Origin of the sequence: Streptomyces sp. CC0208 (assembly GCF_003443735.1) — a bacterium.
Classification (GTDB): Bacteria; Actinomycetota; Actinomycetes; order Streptomycetales; family Streptomycetaceae; genus Streptomyces; species Streptomyces sviceus.
In genome coordinates, this window is record NZ_CP031969.1 from 1673908 (window position 1) to 1690804 (window position 16897).

Genomic DNA, 16897 nt, shown 5'->3' on the forward strand with positions numbered 1-16897 from the left:
GTTCGACTGGCACCCGGTGCCACCGCTGAAGGAAGTGACCGCTCATGTCCGCACCAGCGCCGTCCCCGCTGGCCATCGTCGACGCCGAGCCCCTGCCGCGGCAGGAGGAGGTCCTCACCGAGGCGGCCCTCGCCTTCGTGGCCGAGCTGCACCGCCGGTTCACGCCCCGGCGTGACGAGCTCCTCGCCCGCCGCGCCGAGCGCCGCGCCGAGATCGCCCGCACCTCCACGCTCGACTTCCTCCCGGAGACCGCCGCGATCCGCGCGGACGACTCCTGGAAGGTGGCCCCCTCCCCCGCGGCCCTGGACGACCGCCGGGTCGAGATCACCGGTCCCACCGACCGCAAGATGACCATCAACGCCCTGAACTCCGGGGCCAGGGTGTGGCTCGCGGACTTCGAGGACGCTTCGGCGCCGACGTGGGAGAACGTCGTGCTCGGGCAGGTCAACCTGGCCGACGCGTACACCCGGAACATCGACTTCACCGACGAGAAGTCCGGCAAGTCCTACGCCCTCAAGGCCGACGAGGAACTCGCCACGGTCGTCATGCGCCCGCGCGGCTGGCACCTGAACGAACGGCACCTGGTCGACGCGAACGGCGCCCAGGTCCCGGGCGCGCTCGTCGACTTCGGCCTGTACTTCTTCCACAACGCCCAGCGGCTGCTCGACCTCGGCAAGGGGCCGTACTTCTACCTCCCGAAGACCGAGTCGCACCTCGAAGCGCGCCTGTGGAACGACGTGTTCGTCTTCGCGCAGGAGTACACCGGCATCCCGCAGGGCACCATCCGCGCGACCGTGCTGATCGAGACGATCACGGCGGCGTACGAGATGGAGGAGATCCTCTACGAACTCCGCGACCACGCCTCGGGGTTGAACGCGGGCCGCTGGGACTACCTGTTCTCCATCGTCAAGAACTTCCGTGACGGCGGCGCCAAGTTCGTCCTGCCGGACCGCAACGCGGTCACGATGACGGCCCCGTTCATGCGCGCGTACACCGAACTCCTCGTCCGCACCTGCCACAAGCGCGGCGCGCACGCGATCGGCGGCATGGCGGCCTTCATCCCCTCGCGCCGGGACGCCGAGGTCAACAAGGTGGCCTTCGAGAAGGTCCGCGCCGACAAGGACCGCGAGGCGGCCGACGGCTTCGACGGCTCCTGGGTCGCCCACCCCGACCTGGTGCCGATCGCCATGGAGTCCTTCGACAAGGTCCTCGGTGACCGGCCGAACCAGAAGGACCGGCTGCGCGAGGACGTCCACGTCGAGGCCGCCGACCTGATCGCGATCGACTCGCTGGAGGCCAGGCCGACGTACCCCGGTCTCGTCAACGCCGTCCAGGTCGGCATCCGGTACATCGAGGCCTGGCTGCGCGGACTGGGCGCGGTGGCCATCTTCAACCTGATGGAGGATGCGGCCACCGCCGAGATCTCCCGCTCGCAGATCTGGCAGTGGATCAACGCGGGCGTCGAGTTCGAGCACGCGGGAAACACCGTGAAGGCCACGCCGGAACTGGCCCGCAAGGTCGCCGCCGAGGAACTCGCCAACATCCGCCAGGAGATCGGCGAGGAGGCCTTCGCGGCCGGACACTGGCAGCAGGCCCACGACCTGCTGCTCCAGGTCTCCCTCGACGACGACTACGCGGACTTCCTGACCCTGCCGGCGTACGAGCAACTGCGCGGCTGATCTCCAGAAGGCTCACTTGTCCGAGTGGCCCAGGGACTTCCCCGGGGCCACTCGGTCGCGTACGGCCTGCTTGACGGCCGTGGGCTCCGGGAAGCCCTGCTCCCGCCGGTCCCAGACGATCTCGTCGTCGACGCGCACGACGAAGATCCCGCCCTTGCCGGGCTTCAGGGCGAGTTCCGTCAGCTCGGTCTCGAAGGTCGTGAGCAACTCCTGCGCCAGCCAGGCCGCGCGCGGCAGCCAGCGGCACTGGGTGCAGTACTCGATCTCGACCCGCCGGGAGTGCGAAGAAGGTTCCGTCATCCGAGGCTCCGTCATCCGAGGTGCACCGACCAATCCTGTTCCGCGGCCGGCTTGCCGTGCAGGTCGGGGACCCGCTTCAGCCACTCGGGCCGGCCTTCCTGTGTTCTCGCCGCCCGCTGGGCCTCCTCGGCGGCGAGTTCGTCCCGGGAGGGGAAGTCGGTGGGCAGCCATGCCCCGGAGGCCCGCACGCGCGCGTGGAGGTACGTCACGTAGGCCTCGCGTGCCTCGGCAGGCGTCGCGAAGTCGGTGAGCCAGGCGTCGGGAACGGCCGCGGTGACCTCGCGCAGCAGGTCGAGGGTGACCCTGGGCGCCAGTTCCGCGTCGGCGGCGCGGACGTCCGGGCCGTAGTGGCCGAGGGCGTGGTGGCGGAAGTCGTAGGACTTCGAGGGGTCCGTGCCCTCCCAGCGGTGGTGGAAGACGAGGGCGGCGCCGTGGTCGATCAGCCACAGCCGCGGGGGCGCGATGCCCAGGGTCGGCCAGACCATCAGGTTCGAGCTGTGGACCGTGCGGTCGACGTTGACGGTGAGCGCGTCGAGCCAGACGACGCGTCCGGCCTCCAGCGGGTCCACGGGGAAGGTCCTGGCGATCTCGGGGGTGAAGTCGCGCGCACCCGGCAGGTAGTCCATGCCGAGGTTCACCCCGGCGCTCGCCGCGTGCAGGTCCCGGACCTCCTGGTGCGGCTCGCTGTCGGCGATCGCCGGGTCGAAGTGCACCAGGACCAGTTCGGGGAAGCGCAGCCCCAGCGCCCGCGCCAGCTCACCGACGATCACCTCGGCGACCAGCGCCTTGCGGCCCTGGGCGGAGCCGGTGAACTTCACGACGTACGTCCCCAGGTCGTCGGCCTCGACGACGCCGGGGACGGAGCCGCCGGAGCGCAGGGGTTCGATGTAGCGGGTCGCGGCTACCTCTCTCAGCATCTCCCAAGGCCCCATCGTTCATTGCATGAAGTGAGCATAGTAACCAAGCGTGACAGCCGGGGAGGAATGCCCGAGCCATCGCGCCGGGGTCACCACGGACTCTCCCGCCGCGACGTCCGGGGCGGACGCTCGCTGCGTGCCGCTCACGGCTATCCACGCGATGTCATTCTGCAGATCCTGCAGCAGGAGCCGCTGCGCCGAGGAGACGGTGGTGTGAACCGTTCCGACCCGGGCTGCAGGGGTGGCAGACGCGGCGAGGGCGACGAAGCCGTGGTTGGTGTTCTCATGGACAACGTCGAATGTCCCCCGGTCGATCGCCTAGTAGGTGTTCGTCGTGAACAGCTCCCAGCACGGTTCGTAGCCGTGCGGAGTGTCATCTCCGACCGGCATGCCGGTCGGAGATGCCCTCGGCGGCCACCGGCAGGGATCCGGGCCCGACTCTCGAGAAGACGGTGACGTGGTGCCCGCGTTCTCGCAGACCGACCGTGAGCATCGCCATGAGCCGCTCGACAGGCCCGTAGCCGCGCGGCGGCACCGGGTACAGCGGAGTGGTCACGATCGCGATTCTGAGGCCGCTCCTCATTCGCGGAAGCCCTCCGTGGCGGAGATCCTCTGGTCCCACATGGCGACCGCCTCCGGGTCGCCCCACTGGACACAGAAGTCCCGGAACCCATGGCACAGGCGCACCATGGCCTCCTTCCGCGCAGGCCAGTCGGGCCGCGCACCGTACGCACGGTAGAAGGAGGACAGGTGGCCTGCCAGCTCCGGATGGTGGGTGCGGATGACCCACTCGGCCATCGCAAGGTCCTCCAACGGATTACCGAGGCGGGAGAACTCCCAGTCGATGACGGCGGCCACGGAGGTGCCAGCGTGATCGAGCAGAACGTTCTGCGGACCGAAGTCCCCGTGCACCAGGCGGCCCTCGCCGGGCTTGCAGGGGTAGCCAAGGTCCGCAGGGTCGAGCGAATGCAACAGTGCCAGCGCGGCACCACACAGGCCGAGCACCCCGTCAGGGCCCGCCGTCGAGAGCGCGTCCTGCGCGTGCACGCCGCTGACGAAGGCGATGCGCAGGCCCTCGTCCTGCGCACCAGCAACCACCTCCGGCACAGGGAAACGGCCCTGCAGCCGGGTGAGCGCCAGGTACTCCGCCTCCTGACGCTCGTTCGCAAGGGGCCCCAGGTAGCGCTTCTCGACGTACCCCTGCGACTTACGTGTGGCGTTCGTGTAGCCGTGCTCCAGCCTCAGGCTCTCGCCATCCGGGATGTCCTGCACTTAGAACTCCTAACAAAAAGTTCCAACTTACCTTGGAATGGTGGCGTCTGATGGGACACCTCCGGCGCGCTGGACTGGTCGAGGGCGGTGATCGACGGCTCGCACGTCAGGGCTCTCAAGGGGGGCCCAAAACAGGACCGAGCCCGGTCGACCGGGAAACCGCAACGACGTCACCCAAGCTCATCCCCCTGATCCAGACCGTCCCGCCCGAACGCGGCTGGCGCGGACGGCCCCGACAACGACCGGTCGCGCTCTACGCCGACCGCGGCTACGACCACGACACGTACCGCAAGCCCGAGCGGGCCCTGGGGATCACCGTGGTCGAGCAGAGCTTCGCGCTGCAGCACTGGTTCCGCCGACTGCGCATCCGCCGGGAGATCCGCGACGCCATCCACGAAGCCTTCCTCAGCCTGGCCACCGAGGGTGTTCGCCGACGAGGAGTGCCCGAGCCACCGCACCGGAGTCGCTCCAGGCGGTTCAGACAGTCAGTGGGGACCATGGCAGGGCAGTACGCCAGTGGTCGTCGTCGCGTGCCCAGCTCTTGACGGCGTCTGCGGCCAGGTCATGCCCGTGCATGGCGTAGGGGGCGGGGACGCGGGCCTGATAGTGGGCGTGAGGGCCTCCGTCGCGGTACTCGACGAGGCAACTGTGGTCGTCCTCCAAGTACACCTGGATGTAGTGCTGCCCGGGAGCAGGTGAGTCCGCCCGCTCGACGATCAGGAAGCGGTGGACGAGGTTGAGCTCGCTGAGGAGGTCGTACAGCATGTCCTCGTCGGGGTCGTCCCAGGTGTCGCCGTTCCACGCCTTCGCCCGGATCCTGGTCACGCGCTCTCGCCGGCGTGCACGACGGACCGTTCGGCGAGGTCGAGCAGTTCCTCGCTGGTGACACCGCGCTCACCGGCCGCGGTGTGCAGGCTGAGGCCGGTCGCAGGGTCGGCCTGGGCCTTGAGGATCTCGCCGAGGCGGTTTTCCCACTCGACCCAGCTGCCGGGGGCGCCTTCCAGCAGGGACAGTCCGTTCAGCAGGACCGACAGGGGGGCGATGCCGCGGTCGGGGCCGGTGCTGTGGCTCTGGGTGCGGGTGTTGTCGTAGCGCATCCGAAGGAAGGGGACACGCTCGCGGTCGAGCTTGGTCGGCTGGAGCGCCAGTCGGAACAGGTGGACGGCCTCTTCTTCGGTCTCCGTCCCGGAGAACTCGCAGCGGTAGCCGGGAAATAGGGTCCAGGTGGCCTTGTGGAGGTCGGCGTCGTCCTGCGCATGGTTGTCGTGGACGCCGGGGCCGACGGCCGCGATGGTGTCGAACTCCCAGCCGGGGCAGGTGAACCCGCCCAGAGCCACCAGCGGCCGGCCACTGTCGGTGATGGCAGTGCTGTGCTCGCGGGCGAAGGCGAGCACGGCCTGTGCCAGGGCCGCGTCGTAACGGCCCATGACCCGCATCTCCAGCAGATGCGTGTGGTCCGGGGTGAGGACGGCGTCGAAGTTGAAGATCATGCGGGACCAGTGCCAGGCGTCGGGCAGGCCCTCGATGGGGGCGGCTCCGGGCTGGGCGGCCACCTTCGACGTCAGGTCCATCGTCTGGCTCTCTTCCTGTCGCTCACTGTTGTGCCTCTGAGTGTGTCCGCTGCCGGAGCGGGTCAGGAGCAGGAGTAGTTGGGTCCGGTGTCCTGCCGGTACGTCGCCGTCATCCGTCCGCCGCCCGCAGAGTTCTGGCTGCGGCTCATGGGCACCAGGTTATTCGTGTCGTTGTAGTAGTCGTTGCGGGTGCCGCGGTCGGTGTTGTATCCGGTCTGGTTCCAGTGCTGGACGACCGGGTGCATGTGCTCGTAGGTCAGCTGGTCGCTGGGGACCGGGTTGCCGTTGGAGTCGAACCAGTTCAGCTGGTCCCGGGGAATGCGCTGGCCCGCGTTGGCGTGCCCGGCCGGGTAGACGGGGACGCCGCCCTGCATCTGGCCCTCCACGGTCCACTGCGAGGCCATGGCGTCGTGGGTGGACTGCCGGTAGCTGCTGGGGTACTCGGTGTCGCGGTTGTGCTGGATGACCGGCGCGTTGGGATCGCGCATCCACTGGCCGTTCGGGCCGTGGATGGCGGGCATGAGGCCGAGCGGGTCGGCGATCGTGAACGGGTTGTCGACGTAGGCGTAGTCGTTGGGGGCCGCGGCCAGGCCGAGGGGGTCGTGGCTGAGGTAGCGGGCGGTTTCCGGGTCGTAGTGCCGGAAGTAGTTGTAGTGCCAGCCGGTCTCCTCGTCGGCGTACTGGCCGGGGAAGCGCAGCGGGCAGTCGGTGGCCTCGGTGGCCGGGCTGTCCGAAGGGGCGGGCAGGGGCAGCCCCCAGACAGTGGTGCGTCCGCGCCAGGCGATGGTGCCGTCCGGGGTGACGAGTTCGGTGGGCGCGCCGGACAGGTCGGTGACGACGGCGTGGAAGCGCGGGTCGGCTGCGGGGTGTCGGTCGAGCTGGGTGAGCGGGCGGTGGGTGCCGGAGTGGTAGTCCCAGGTGGTCGTTCTTCCGGCCAGGGTGGTCTGTTCGGACAGCCGGGTGCCGTCCCAGGCGAAGAGGGTCTCCTCGGCCGTCTGCCCGTCCGCGTCGAGTCGCCGCTTGGCGGTTCGTCGGCCCGCTGCGTCGTACTCGTAGACCCAGCGGGCGCCGTCGGCGGTCGTGGTGCCGGTCAGCCGGTCTTCGCTGTTCCAGGTGTAGGTATGGATCTTGGTCTGGCCGTTGAGGAGCCGGGTGCGACGGCGGACCAGGCGCCCGTTGCCGTCGTACTCGCAGGTCGTACGGCCGAAACGGCGCAGCCGGTTGCCGTCGTATTCGCTGGTGGTGGCGTCCGGGTCGGTGCCGGGGCGGGCGGCGCGGGTGAGGTTGCCGGCGGGGTCGTAGGCGTACGACTCGCTCCAGCCGGTGCCGTGGACGGCGGTGACCCGCCCGGCGGGGGTGAGGTCGAAGCGGCGGCTGCTGCCGGTCAGGTCCTGGATCTCGGTCAGGAATCCGTCCGGGCGGTAGCTGTAGCGCCGGTGCTCCAGCAGTTGGTCGCCGTGGGACAGTTGCTGGGCGCCGAGGCGGCCATGGGTGTCCCAGTCGTGGGTGAGGCTGAGGCCGGGCCCGAGGCCCCGCAGGATCTCACGGCCGGTGGCGTCGAAAGTGAAGTCGATCCGGTGGCCTTCGGTGTCCAGGGCCGTGGGCCGGCCCGCGGCGTCGTAGCTCCACGTGGAGACGGTGCCCGACGGGGTGCGGCGCTCGATGCGGCGGCCCAGCACGTCGTACGCCCAGGTGGTGGTGCGGCCGTTGACGGTCTCGGACAGCTTGCGGCCCAGCAGGTCGTAGGTGTGCTCCACGGTGGTGGTGCCGTTGGCTGAGCGCAGCAGGGCGCCGGAGAGGTCGTAGGCGAAGGTGCTGACGCCGTCGGCCGAGTGCTCCTCGACGGGGCGGCCCAGGACATCGCGCACGTAGGTCGTCGTCTCGCCCGCGCCGTTGGTGCGGGCGGCGAGCGCGCCGGTCGGATCGGGCCGGTAGGTGAGGGTGCGGCCCGCGAAGTCCTTCTCGCGGATCAGGCGTCCGGCTGCGTCGTACGCGTACTCCCAGACGCGGCCGTCCGGGGCCGCGACACCGGTGAGGCGCAGTTCGGTGTCGTGGTGGAAGGTGTGGCGGACGCCGTCGGGTGTGGTGCGGGAGGCGGGGAGGTGGAAGTGGGTGAAGGTGAAACGGGAGGTGTTCCCGGCCCGGTCGGTGGCGGCGACGAGGTTGCCCTCGCCGTCCCATTCCCACATTTCCATTGCGCCGTCGGCCAGTTCGCGCCAGGCGGGCCGGCCCTCCGTCGTCCAGCCGAACCTCTCGGTGCGGCCGTCGGCATCGGTGAAGGTGCGTACGCGGCCGAAGGCGTCCCGCTCGACTGTGGTGGTGTGGCCCAGGGCGTCGGTGAGGGCCACGGGCAGGCCGGCCGCGTCGGCCGCGATCCGGCGGGTGTGTCCCAGGGCGTCGGTGATCGTGGTCGGCCGGCCCTGCGCGTCGTAGGTGTAGTGGGTGACGGCACCGGCCGGGTCGGTGGCCGAGAGCCGGTTGCCCCGCTCGTCGTAGGTGTACCGCCAGGTGGCGCCGTCCTCCTCGGTGATCTCGACGGGCAGGCCGAGGTCGTTGTGGAGCGCGCGCATGACGTGTCCGTCGGGGCGGAGGACGGCGGTGGTGTTCCCGGCGTCGTCGTACTCGTAGCGAGTGGTACGGCCCAGGGCGTCGGTGGCCGAGGCCAGGCGCTCGGGGCCGTCCCACACGCGGTGGACGGTATTGCCCTCGGCGTCGGTCCAGCCGGTCAGCCGCCGGTGCTCGTCGTAGCGGTAGACGGTGGTGTGTCCGAGGGAGTCGGTGTACCGGTTGGCGCGGCCGACCGGGTCGTAGTCGAGGGTGCAGGAGAGGAAGCCGTCGGCGCCGGTGCCGCGGATGCAGCGGTCCGAACTGTCGTACTCCCAGCGGTACCAGCCGCCGTTGCGGTCGGTGCGCTCGACGATGCGGCCGTTGCCGTCGTAGGTGAAGCGGGCGGCATGACCCAGGGCGTCGACGACCTCGACGAGGTCACCGTGTACGTCGTACCCGTACCGGCGCAGTGCCGTGCCCTGGGGGCCGCCGTCCTCGGTGTCGAGCAGCCGCAGCGCGGTGATCCGGTTGTCGTCGGTGTCGACGGCGATCCGGTAGCCGCCGCTGTGCCAGACCTCGACAGGGGTGCCGGACTCGGTACGGTCTATCTCCAGGCGGTGGCCGTTGCGGTCGGAGACCCCGGACAGCGGCAGGGTCATCCGGTGGGCGGCCGGGGTCCCGGGGGCGGGCTCCGTGATGGGAGCGAAGTGGAAGGTGTGGCCGGTGGCGGGGTCCGTGACATGGATCTCCCCGCCCGGTGTGCCGTCCCAGGTCAGCGGCCAGCGGGGGCCGTGCGCCGGCAGGACCGACTCGCCGGGGCGCGGAACGGGGTAGACCAGCAGCATGCCGTCGGCCGCGGCCAGGACCAGCCCGTCGCCATCGGCCTCCAGCCGCTGGTCGAGCGTGGAGGCCCAGGAACGGCCGAACCACTGACCGCAGCGGTACGACGACACGTGCGTGCGCTCGACGACCAGGGGCAGCAGGCCGGGCAGACTCACGTCGGTCTCGGTGAGGATCATCTCGCCGGATATCAGGTCGATCGGGTCGCCGCCCTTGCAGCGGCCGTTGGCCGGCTGTGCGGTCCCCAGCCCGTCACCGCCCGCGCCCTCCCGCAGGGGGCTCGTCGAGTCGCCGCCGCGCCGCCCCGTTCCCGGCCCTGTGGAGGCCAGGGATGTGCCCGGGCCGGACTTGGGGGATCCTGCGCTGCCGCCGCCGCCCTTGCGGAGGCCGTCGAAGTGATCGGCCAGACCACGGTCGTTGTCCTGATGGTTGCGGGCCATCTGCTTCAGGCCACGCGTCATGCTGTCGTCGAGGTGCTTGGCGGACTTCTTGACGGCCTCCTCAATGCCGTCGATCACCTTGTCCAGCACGGCGTTCGCCGTATCGGCGATCGCATCCTTGCCCTTCGTACGCCCGTAGTGGCCCTTGGCCGTGCTGATCCGGCCCCCGGCACGGTTCCGGAAGACGCCCCCCGCGCTCGTCAGACTGGTGGAGGCCCGTTCGTACTCGTCCGGGTCGAAAGTGAACGAACCACTACCCGCCCCTCCACCACCGCCACCGCCACCGCCACCGCCACCGCCACCGCCACCGCCGGCGCTGGCCAGTTTCATCTGCCCCTTGGTGGCGTCGGCCCCCTCGCCGAGACCGGCCTTGCCCGCCCGCGCGGTCTGGCTCAGGTCGACGCCGTTCTGCACGCCAAGGGCGTTGCCGCCCAGTTGGACCACCAGGTCCCCGACCATGGCACCCAGCGCCTGTTCCACCGGGGCCAGCGCCATGCCGACCACCTGCTCGGCGGCCTGCTCACCAGCCTCCTTGAACAGGCGCTTCAGTATCAGCCGGGTTGCCTGCGTGGCCCCGAGCGCGCCCAACTCCGACAGCCCCAACGTCAGGGGCGCCGCGGCTTGGGCCGCGGCGACCTCCGCTGCGAGAATGCCCAGTTGGACCACGGCCGCGGCCTTGGCGCCCTCGATGACCACCGCCACGCCGTCCAGCGCGGTCGCCGCCAGCCGGCCGCACTCGGCCAGGTTCTCCAGATGCTTGCCACGGATCTTGCCCCAATGGGCATCGAGCGCCTCCGCGGCCAACGAGCCACCGGAGGAAGCGACCAGCGCCTGGATCCCCTGATGGGCGGTCGCCGTGCCGTCCTTGATGTCGTCAGCGAACTCCCGCATGGCATCTGCCATCAGCCGGTAGTCGTCCTCGTCCACGTTCGGCCAGGACACCCCGATCAGGTCCAGCAGCTCATCCGCCCACCCAGGCAGCACCACACCCATGCCTGCGACTCCCCCGTCAACTCTCCAGCAACAACAGCTACTTGTTCGCCACGAGACACCAACTAGAATAAACGTTTCGAAATGCCTGGCGGGGGCTGTTGCGGTATGCCGGTGCTCCACGGCGTCGCGGGCTCGACCACCCGGGGCGCGGGGCCGTCCGGGGCCGGAGGGCTCCGGATGGCGCTTGGCCGATCCTGGTCGCCCGGGGGCGCGGACGCTCAGGCGAGGTCGCCGCGCAGAATTCCGTAGCACACGCCGTCACGCCACTACCGGTCGCGGAAGGCGACGCTGCGCAGGACTCCTTCGCAGGTGAACCCCGCCTTTACCAGGGCACGGTGTCCCACCAGCCGGACCACGGAAGGGACGGCGGCTTCCGGGGCCACGGCGTTCCGTGCCCTTCGGATCAGGCGCCGGCGACTGGGTTCGGCAGCGGCAGGTACCGTGCGTCCGCCCCGTCCGCCCCCGTCCACCGCAGCAGCAGGTTCGTCTTGCCGGGCAGGGTGGGGGCGGTGAGGAGGGCGGCGGCCTCGGGGAGGTCGTGGCGGGACAGCTCGCGGCGGACGGCCGGCCAGGGGTCGAAGCCGGGCCGGCGTTCGGCGAGGGCGGCGGCGACCTCGCACAGGTGGTTCACGACCAGGCAGTACACCAGCCGCTCCCAGCCGGCCGCGCGCGGGACGTCCGGCAGCAGCTTCACGCCCTCGGCGTCCCGGAACAGCGCCTGCACGGGCGTGCCGTCGCCATCCACGGCGACCAGGGTGTTCTGAAGGTGGGCCTCGAGTACGACGCCGTGGTCGGCGAAGGCGGCGAGGGCGGGCGGGACGACCGCGCCCAGGTACGCCTCCCACCAGGCCGCCGGGTCCTCGGCGGCGTCGAGCGGGTTGCCCTCGAAGCCCTCCACCAGGGCCGCGGCGAGCAGCGGGGTCGCCCCGGATCGCACATGGTCGCGCAGACCGTCGCGGACCAGGACGGCGAGTTCCTCGAAGGCGAAGTCGGCGGTGCGGTAGCCGCGGTCGCTCAGCCAGGCGGCGGACCCGGGGCTCGCGGCGAAGGCGTTCACGACCGCTTCATCCGTACGGCGGAGTGTGAGCAGGTCGTGGCGCCAGAGCCGCCGGATGTCGTTCGTGATGCGGACGTCGAGGCTGAACTTGAGGAACAGGTCCCGCGAAGGGGCGTACACCGTGCGGATCGCGGCCGTCGGCCAGGTCTCGAACCGGGTCGTGCCGAGCCGGACCAGGCGGCCGTCCTCGAAGGCCTCCGCACAGTGCACCAGGTCGAGCTGCCAGGGATGGGCGGGAAGCAGTCGGTAGCCGGGCGGGGCCTCGCCGAGCGTGTCGAGGGCCGCGGTGTCGCCCTCCTCGACGACGGCGTCCTCGCGCACCCCGAGCAGGACCAGCGGGAAACGGGCGTGGGCCTCGGGGGCGTACGGCAGCCAGGTGGCGACGGGGCCGCCGCCGCGGGCCTTGGGGGCGGGGTGGTGGGGATGGCCGGTGACCAGGCACTGCTCGGAGCGCTGGTACGGGTCGTCGGGCACCGTCGCCCGGGCCCTGGCCATGAGCAGGGCGGCCACCGCGTCCCGGCTGTCGATCATCTCGGCGGGCAGCTCGTGGTTGGACACTCCGGTGTGCCGGGTCAGTTCCTCGGCGGCCAGCTTCACGAGTTCGGTGTGCCCCACCCGCCGCCAGCCGGGCGCCGTGCGCACCTCGGGCTCGGCGGGCCGCCGATCGCCCCGCACCCTGAGCAGGCGCCCGCTGGGCAGCCGGTACACCCTGCGCTCGCCGGGGTCCGGGAGCGGGACGGCGACCTCGCGCAGCAGGCAGTTCAGCAGGGGCGCCGCCGCGTACGCGTCGGCGCCGTGTGCGACGGCTGTGTCGGCCGGCGGGGGCGGGAGATCCACGCGGTTCACTCGTTCTCTACGGTTCATCTGGGGCGATGACGATCAGTATGTCTGCCGTCACGGCCCCGCTGTGCCACCGTATCCGAGGAGTCCGCCCGTGCACCGTCCCCCCGCCGCCGAGGCCCGGTTCGCCGAAGAGCTGGCCGTCCTGCGCCCCGACCTCGTGGCGCGGTACGCGGCCGAGCTGCCCGGCGCCCGCGCGGCCGTGCTGTCCCGGCTGTGGCGGGGGCTCACGCACGAGCCGCTGCCCTGGATCGCGGCGCGGGAGGCCGGCCGGGAGGGGCTCACCCTGCGTCTCTCGGACGGCCGTCGGCTGCAGGGGCCGCATCCGGACCCGTTCGCCACCGCCGCCCACGTCACCGCCGTACGGCTCGACGAGGTCGCCCACGACGATCCGGCGCGTCTGATGACCGGCCTCGGAGTGCCGCACGGGGCGGACTTCGCGGCCGAACTCGCCGACAGTGTCGCGTCGATGGCGCTGTCGAGGGCGGGGCAGCCGCCGGGCTCGAAGGAGTGGCCGACGCACGACTGGCAGTGGGAGCAGCGGATCGTCGACGGGCACCCCTACCACCCCAACTGCCGTTCCCGGCCGGGCTTCTCGGTGGCCGAGCAGCTGGCCTACGGGCCCGAGCACCGGCCACTGGTACGGCTGGGGCTGATGCCCGTGCCGGTCGACGAGTGCCTGCTTACGGGGGCGTGGCCGGCGGAGCTGCGGGACGGGGAGCGGCTGCTGCTGCCCGTGCATCCCTGGCAGGCGGAGCATGTGCTGAAGCGGCCCGCCCAGGGAGGTGTCGAGGCGCACCCGCTGATGTCCCTGCGCACCCTCGCCCTGACCGGCGGCGGACCGCATGTGAAGACCGCGCTCAGCGCACGGCTCACGTCCTCGGTGCGGGACATCTCCGTCTACTCGATCGGTATGTCGGCGACCCTCTCGGAGTTCGCGGAGACACTGACCGCACGCATGGACGGGCTCCTGCACTTCACCCGCACGCTGGGGGCGGTGACCGCCAACTCGCCCGAGCTGGCGGCCGTGTTGCGCGAGTCCCCGCAGGCGTACGGCGACCGGGTCCTGCCTGTCGCGGCCCTTGCCACCACGGAACTGCCCGAATCCCCGGCATGGCTGGCCGAGTTCGCCCGGCTGGCCCTCACCGCCGGGCTGCGGCTCCTGGAGCTCGGCGTCGCCCTGGAGGCCCACGGCCAGAACCTCCTCTTGGTCCTGTCCGAGTCGGGCGCGCCGCTCCGTCTGGTCTACCGGGACCTCGCCGACATCCGGGTCAGCCCGGCCAGGCTGGCGCGGCACGGCATCCCGGTTCCGGCCCTGTCCGGGCGGGTCGTCACGGACGACGTGACGACCCTGCGGCGCAAGCTGTTCGGCTCTCTGGTGGCCGGGGCCCTCGCGGGTACGGCGGGTTCGGCGACGGCGTTGCGAGGGGCGCTGGAGACGGCCGTACGGGACCTGCCGCGCACCCCTGATCTGACCGCGCTGCTCGAACAGCCGCTGCCCACGAAGGCGTTGACGCTGATGCGGCTCTCGCCGGGGACACCGGGCGACCAGTGGACCGAACTGCCCAACCCCCTTCTCTGAGCGGCCGTTTCGGAGCCCGGTGAGCGGCCGTTTTGGAGCCCGGCGCACCTGATCAATAGGATCCGGCGATGATCACAAGAAAACGGCTGGCGGCAGGAGTGTGCGCCCTGCTCGCCGCCCTGACGGCCGGGATCGCCTTCCCGGTCACGGCGGCAGCCGGTGAACCCACGGGCGGCACCGCACCCCAGGTCGATCTCGTCCTCGACGTGAGCGGCTCGATGCGGACGGCGGACATCGACGGCGGCACCCGGATGGCGGCGGCGAAGCGGGCCTTCAACGAGGTGCTGGACGCGACGCCCGAGGAGGTCCAGCTCGGCATCCGGACCCTCGGCGCCAACTACCCGGGCGACAACCAGAAGACGGGCTGCAAGGACACCGCGCAGCTCTACCCGGTCAGCACCCTGGACCGCACCGAGGCCAAGACGCAGGTGGCGACGCTCTCGCCCACCGGCTGGACACCGATCGGCCCCGCGCTGCTGAAGTCGGCCGGCGACTTCACCGACAGCGCCTCCTCCAAGCGGATCGTGCTGATCAGCGACGGTGAGGACACCTGCGCCCCGCTCGACCCGTGCGAGGTGGCCCGCGAGATCGGCGCCAAGGGCATCGGGCTGACCATCGACACCCTCGGCCTGGTCCCGAACACCAAGATGCGGAAGCAGCTGAGCTGCATCGCGGAGGCGACCGGCGGTACCTACACCTCCGTCGAGCACGCCGACGAACTCACCGACAAAGTCAACCAGTTGGTGGACCGCGCGGCCGACCCGGTGGTGACGCCCGTGGCCACCGAGGGGGCCGGCACCTGTGCCACGGCGCCCACGCTGAAGTCCGGGCTGTACACCGACCGCGAGGAGTTCACCCAGCAGCGCTGGTACCGGGTGGACGTCGACCCGGGCCAGGAGCTGCGGGCCTCGGTGAGCGTGGGAGCCGACCGGGCCGTGAACCCGTCGTACGGGGTGCTGCTGCGGGCGGTGACCGTGCACGGCCGGGAGATCGTGCGCGGGGAGGGTGCGGGCAACGGCCGTACCGACGTGATCTCCACGGGACTCAGGTACCCGAAGGCGGACAGCGACGACGAGGACGCCCCCGCCGAGGCCGTCTGCCTCCAGATCACCAACTCCTTCTCGGCCGCCTCCGGGGTGAAGACCACGCCGGGTCTGCCTCTCGAACTGACCGTCGATGTCGTGGACGCGCCGTCCAAGGCGAGCGACGTGGCCTCCTTCGGTCTCGGGCGCGGCTGGTGGCTGCTCGGTGTGCTGATCCTCGCCGGCTTCGTCGCCGGTCTGCTGTGGGGCTGGCTGTCTCGCTGGCGGGTAGCGGTCTGGAGGACCAACTGATGCGGATCACACGCGCGTTGAGCGCATCCCTGCTGATGCTCGGGCTGGCCGTCGCACCGGCCGTCGCCGACTCCTCGCCCACGCCCACGGATTCGGCCTCGGCGGACGGTGACGCGCCTACCCAGGCGGGCACCTCCTTCCGTACGGCGACCGAGGTCGAACAGGGGCAGACCGCCACGGCGAGCGGCTCCACGGGCGACTACCTGTACTGGTCGTTCCCCGCGGACGCCGGACAGCGCCCCACCGTGAAGGCGACGGTGAAGCTGCCCGAGACCCATGCCGCGCAGACCTGGCAGGTCGACGTGTACGACGGACTGCGCCGCCGCCAGTCCTGCCAGTACGGCGCCCAGACCCGCACCGCCGCCACGGACTCCTCCTCGGTGGAGCTGGCCTGCACCCTGCGCACGGTCCGCGCCTGGTCGGAGACCTGGGCCAACGACCCGCTGCCGGGCACGTACTACGTGCGGCTGACGGCCGTCGGTCTCACCACGGCCGACCTGGGTCTCCCGGTCGCCACCGAGGTCCGGGTCGACTCCAAGGACATCGGCGGTTCGGCCGCGGTGGACGGCTCGCTGGCCGAGCCGCTGGTGCCGGGCATCGCGGTGAAGTCCGAGGCGGACAAGGACGGTTCGAAGGACTCCGCCGTGCTGTCCGCCATCGAACCCGAGGACGGCTGGTCCTCCGGCTGGTGGTCCGACCGGTGGGTGTGGACCGCGATCGGCGGCATGCTCGCCGCGCTGGCCGGGGTCGGCGGGTATGCGCTGACCCGCGGCGCGGGGCGACCCTCCCGGGTGCCGCCGGGAGCCTGATGACGCGTCGGGAAGGCCCGCTCCGGCGGGCCTTCTTCGTTCACCCCGTCCGCAGCAGCTTGGCGATCGTCCCGTCCCCGGTCACCTCGACCCGGCCGCCGCGGACCGCGGCCGGCAGGTCCAACTCCCCCCGGCTGAGGGCCTCGCAGGTCTCCGCGTCCAGGACCATCCGGGCGTCGGGCTCCCGGGGGGCCGCCCCGTGGCCGTACGCGGGACCGTCCTGAGCGCCGACGTACAGATGGAAGTCCCCCTCCTCCAGCCGCACTTCGACGAGCCCCTCGCCCTCCAGCGAGCGCAGCAGGGGCAGCGCGAACCAGTGCGCGCGGACGGCGTCGGTGGGCCGACGTTCGGCGAGTTCGGGCCCGCCCCAGGTGCCGAGGGCCTGGAGCACCGGCAGCAACTCGCGTCCGCGCGAGGTGAGTTCGTAGACGTAGGCCGCGCCGGGCGGGGGCAGCCGGCGCCGTGTGGTCAGGCCGTCGCGCTCCATGTCCTTCAGCCGGGAGGCGAGTACGTCCGTGCTCACGCCGGGCAGGTCGGCGTGCAGGTCCGTGTAGCGGCGCGGCCCCGACAGCAGTTCCCGGACGATCAGCAGGGTCCAGCGGTCGCCCACGGCGTCGAGGGCGCGGGCCGCGGAACAGTACTGGTCGTAGCTTCGGCGAGGTGACATGCGACGCAGTCTAGACAAGTTGTTGGACTTTCCAAGCTCCTACTTGGTA

General features: G+C 71.3%; 13 protein-coding genes and 2 pseudogenes. 5 read left to right on the plus strand and 10 right to left on the minus strand.

The annotated features are described in order from the left end of the window. Window positions 1-44 precede the first annotated feature (44 nt). Window positions 45-1679: a malate synthase A gene (gene aceB, locus D1369_RS07650; protein ID WP_118082355.1), complete on the plus strand. Its 1635-nt coding sequence runs from the start codon at window positions 45-47 to the stop codon at window positions 1677-1679. A gap of 12 nt (window positions 1680-1691) precedes the next feature. Here the strand turns inward: aceB and D1369_RS07655 are convergent, their stop codons facing one another. From D1369_RS07655 to D1369_RS07670, 5 genes and pseudogenes are all read right to left on the minus strand, one after another. Beyond that, window positions 1692-1979, minus strand: a complete 288-nt coding sequence (locus D1369_RS07655) for a SelT/SelW/SelH family protein (RefSeq protein ID WP_007385728.1) — start codon at window positions 1977-1979, stop codon at window positions 1692-1694. 11 nt (window positions 1980-1990) lie between these two features. Further along, window positions 1991-2896, minus strand: a complete 906-nt coding sequence (locus D1369_RS07660; RefSeq protein WP_007385727.1) for a HipA family kinase — start codon at window positions 2894-2896, stop codon at window positions 1991-1993. 24 nt (window positions 2897-2920) lie between these two features. Next, a pseudogene (locus tag D1369_RS43730) lies at window positions 2921-3010 on the minus strand (integrase); the annotation flags it as partial. Window positions 3011-3269: 259 nt separating this feature from the next. Next, window positions 3270-3452, minus strand: a complete 183-nt coding sequence (locus D1369_RS07665; RefSeq protein ID WP_158680176.1) for a hypothetical protein — start codon at window positions 3450-3452, stop codon at window positions 3270-3272. Window positions 3453-3475: 23 nt separating this feature from the next. Further along, complete coding sequence (locus D1369_RS07670; protein WP_240436057.1) at window positions 3476-4168, minus strand: phosphotransferase; 693 nt, start codon at window positions 4166-4168, stop codon at window positions 3476-3478. A gap of 60 nt (window positions 4169-4228) precedes the next feature. On the opposite strand from D1369_RS07670, the pseudogene D1369_RS43735 reads away from it, so the two are divergent. Then, window positions 4229-4563: pseudogene (locus D1369_RS43735) on the plus strand (IS5/IS1182 family transposase); the annotation flags it as partial. 82 nt (window positions 4564-4645) lie between these two features. On the opposite strand, the gene D1369_RS07680 reads toward D1369_RS43735, so the two are convergent. The 4 genes from D1369_RS07680 to D1369_RS07695 all read right to left on the minus strand — a co-directional run bounded on the left by D1369_RS07680 (window position 4646) and on the right by D1369_RS07695 (window position 12480). Further along, the gene (locus D1369_RS07680; protein WP_118082357.1) at window positions 4646-4993 is read right to left on the minus strand and encodes a hypothetical protein; all 348 of its coding nucleotides are present in this window, start codon (window positions 4991-4993) and stop codon (window positions 4646-4648) included. Further along, window positions 4990-5739: a hypothetical protein gene (locus tag D1369_RS07685; RefSeq protein WP_118082358.1), complete on the minus strand. Its 750-nt coding sequence runs from the start codon at window positions 5737-5739 to the stop codon at window positions 4990-4992. Before D1369_RS07685 ends, D1369_RS07680 begins: the two co-directional genes overlap by 4 nt. 62 nt (window positions 5740-5801) lie before the next feature. Further along, window positions 5802-10559: an RHS repeat-associated core domain-containing protein gene (locus D1369_RS07690; RefSeq protein WP_118082359.1), complete on the minus strand. Its 4758-nt coding sequence runs from the start codon at window positions 10557-10559 to the stop codon at window positions 5802-5804. 403 nt (window positions 10560-10962) lie between these two features. Further along, the gene (locus D1369_RS07695) at window positions 10963-12480 is read right to left on the minus strand and encodes an IucA/IucC family protein (RefSeq protein WP_162951003.1); all 1518 of its coding nucleotides are present in this window, start codon (window positions 12478-12480) and stop codon (window positions 10963-10965) included. 70 nt (window positions 12481-12550) lie between these two features. On the opposite strand from D1369_RS07695, the gene D1369_RS07700 reads away from it, so the two are divergent. From D1369_RS07700 to D1369_RS07710, 3 genes are all read left to right on the plus strand, one after another. Next, complete coding sequence (locus tag D1369_RS07700) at window positions 12551-14038, plus strand: IucA/IucC family siderophore biosynthesis protein (RefSeq protein ID WP_118082360.1); 1488 nt, start codon at window positions 12551-12553, stop codon at window positions 14036-14038. A gap of 68 nt (window positions 14039-14106) precedes the next feature. Continuing rightward, entirely contained in the window at window positions 14107-15372 is a 1266-nt protein-coding gene (locus D1369_RS07705) for a VWA domain-containing protein (protein ID WP_007385720.1), read from the plus strand. Further along, entirely contained in the window at window positions 15372-16181 is an 810-nt protein-coding gene (locus D1369_RS07710) for a hypothetical protein (protein ID WP_037901887.1), read from the plus strand. Before D1369_RS07705 ends, D1369_RS07710 begins: the two co-directional genes overlap by 1 nt. A gap of 40 nt (window positions 16182-16221) precedes the next feature. On the opposite strand, the gene D1369_RS07715 is transcribed toward D1369_RS07710, so the two are convergent. Next, complete coding sequence (locus tag D1369_RS07715) at window positions 16222-16848, minus strand: winged helix-turn-helix transcriptional regulator (RefSeq protein ID WP_037901884.1); 627 nt, start codon at window positions 16846-16848, stop codon at window positions 16222-16224. Window positions 16849-16897: the final 49 nt, after the last annotated feature.